Source organism: Dietzia maris, assembly GCF_014144855.1.
Lineage (GTDB): Bacteria > Actinomycetota > Actinomycetes > Mycobacteriales > Mycobacteriaceae > Dietzia > Dietzia kunjamensis.
In genome coordinates, this window is sequence record NZ_JAALDN010000209.1 from 1 (window position 1) to 1,839 (window position 1,839).

Annotated in this window: 3 protein-coding genes and 1 pseudogene; 2 read left to right on the top strand and 2 right to left on the bottom strand. The window is 70.9% G+C overall.

Annotation, left to right across the window (positions count from 1 at the left end; genetic code table 11):
* Together G6024_RS07415 and G6024_RS07420 are read right to left on the bottom strand one after the other, a co-directional pair.
* A partial coding sequence (locus G6024_RS07415) for a GNAT family N-acetyltransferase, cg3035/Rv0428c family (RefSeq protein ID WP_478213481.1) occupies positions 1-449 on the bottom strand: 449 nt, incomplete at its 3' end.
* Positions 442-1,134, bottom strand: a complete 693-nt coding sequence (locus tag G6024_RS07420) for a peptide deformylase (RefSeq protein WP_159148386.1) — start codon at positions 1,132-1,134, stop codon at positions 442-444. The genes G6024_RS07420 and G6024_RS07415, both read right to left, overlap by 8 nt.
* Positions 1,135-1,280: 146 nt before the next feature.
* Here G6024_RS07420 and G6024_RS07425 point away from each other — a divergent pair, with 146 nt between their 5' ends.
* Entirely contained in the window at positions 1,281-1,619 is a 339-nt protein-coding gene (locus tag G6024_RS07425) for a nucleoid-associated protein NapA (protein WP_159148387.1), read from the top strand.
* A 15-nt stretch (positions 1,620-1,634) separates the two neighbouring features.
* Positions 1,635-1,839: pseudogene (locus tag G6024_RS07430) on the top strand (hypothetical protein); the annotation flags it as partial.

Below are 1,839 nucleotides of genomic sequence, written 5' to 3' on the forward strand. Positions count from 1 at the left end.
GGCAGGCCGCGGGCGGCGTACCAGGAACGCACCCCGTCCAGGTCCTCGCAGTCGGCCCACGGCAGGACGGGCACCGCCGAGTTCCCGCGGTAGGACCAGTCGTCGCCGGCGCGGCAGAACCAGCCGTCGACCACCTCGTACTCCGGTCCGGGCCACGCCAGGGCGCCGGCGTACTCGTGCGCCCGGATGTCGCGGGCCCGCACCGGCCGCGGCGGGATCACCTTGAGCACCGCGATGTCGGCGTCCGCGATCCGCACCTGCTCACCGGACTCGCGGGCCACGACCAGTTCCGGCTCGAGCTCCACCACGCGACCGATGACGTCCGTGTACAGATGCGAGGTCTGGCCCGCCTCCAGGTGGCGACGCACCACCACGCGATCGCCCACCGCCACCCGGCGGCCGGCGTTCCACCGGGACCGTTCCGACAGGCCCCGGTCCTGCTCAGCCATGGTCGGTGCCGACCTCGTCGTCGTAGTCATTGTCGTTGTCGTTGTCGTGGTCGTCATCGTCTTCATCGGCGAACGGGTCCGGGTCGGAGGCCGGATCCCAGCTCAGGCCGGGCACGCCCCACCCGACGTCGCGGATATGGCGCTTGGCGGCCTTCCGGTTCCGTCCGATGAGGCCGTCGGTGTAGAGGAAGCCGTCGAGGTGGCCCACCTCGTGCTGCAGGCAGCGGGCGAACAGTCCGTACCCCTCCACCGAGACGGGCTCGCCGTGCTCGTCGGTGCCCGTCACCCGCGCCCACCAGGCGCGACCGCGCGGGAAGTTCACCGCCGGGACGGACAGGCAACCCTCGAGGTCGTCCTCCGGATCCGGCATGGTCTCCGGGATCTCGGACGTCTCCAGGACCGGGTTGACCACGCATCCGCGCCGGTTCAGCCAGCCGCCGCGCGCCTCGACCTCCTCGCGGGTCACGCCCTCGCCGTCCTCGGTGTCCAGGTCGGGGCAGTCGTAGACGAACAGCCGTTTGCGCACGCCGATCTGGTTGGCGGCCAGGCCCACCCCGTTGGCGGCGTCCATCGTGTCGTAGAGGTCCTGCACCAGCGCCGCGAGTTCCTCGGGGGACTCGGTGACGGGCTCGGTGGGGGCGTGGAGCGCGGGATCGCCGAGGATGACGATGGGACGGACGGCCATGGTGGTCGATTCTAGAGCGCCGGACATGGCGACGTGTCGGAGGCGTGTGGTTCACTACGGGGGAATCACAACGGTGTACTTCAGCGTCGTGGTTGTCAGAGGTCGTCAGTCGTTGTCAGAGGTCATCACGGTCAGGAGGCAGGCACATGGGTCGGTCAGCCACCGCGGCACGCGAGGTGCAGGGCGAGAAGGACCGCGAGCAGGGGACGGCCGAGCTCCACGCCGCCGACCCCGTCCTGTCGGAACGAGACCGGGCCATGCTCGAGTTCGAGCGGCAGTGGTGGAAGTTCGCCGGCTCCAAGGAGGAGGCGATCCGGCAGCAGTTCGACATGTCCGGTACGCGCTACTTCCAGATCCTCAACGATCTCATCGACCGCCCCGAGGCCCTGGCCGCGGACCCGCTCCTCGTCAAGCGGTTGCGCCGGATGCGTTCCAGCCGACAGAAGGCACGCGCGGCGCGCAACCTGGGAATGCGGCTCGACTGACCTAGACTCGGCGGCGTGAGCTCCCAGTCCGGAAACCCGCAGTACGACAGCCCGCAGCCCGGCGATGCCGAGTACGGCGATCCCGAGTACGGCGGCGCGCACGGCGCCGACGACCCCTACGCGCAGGGCGACGGCCCGGCCATGGACGAGCCGACCGGCCCGCCGTACCGCGCCATCGCGATGGTGCTGCTCGCCGCGGTCGTGCTGGCGGTCGGCGTCG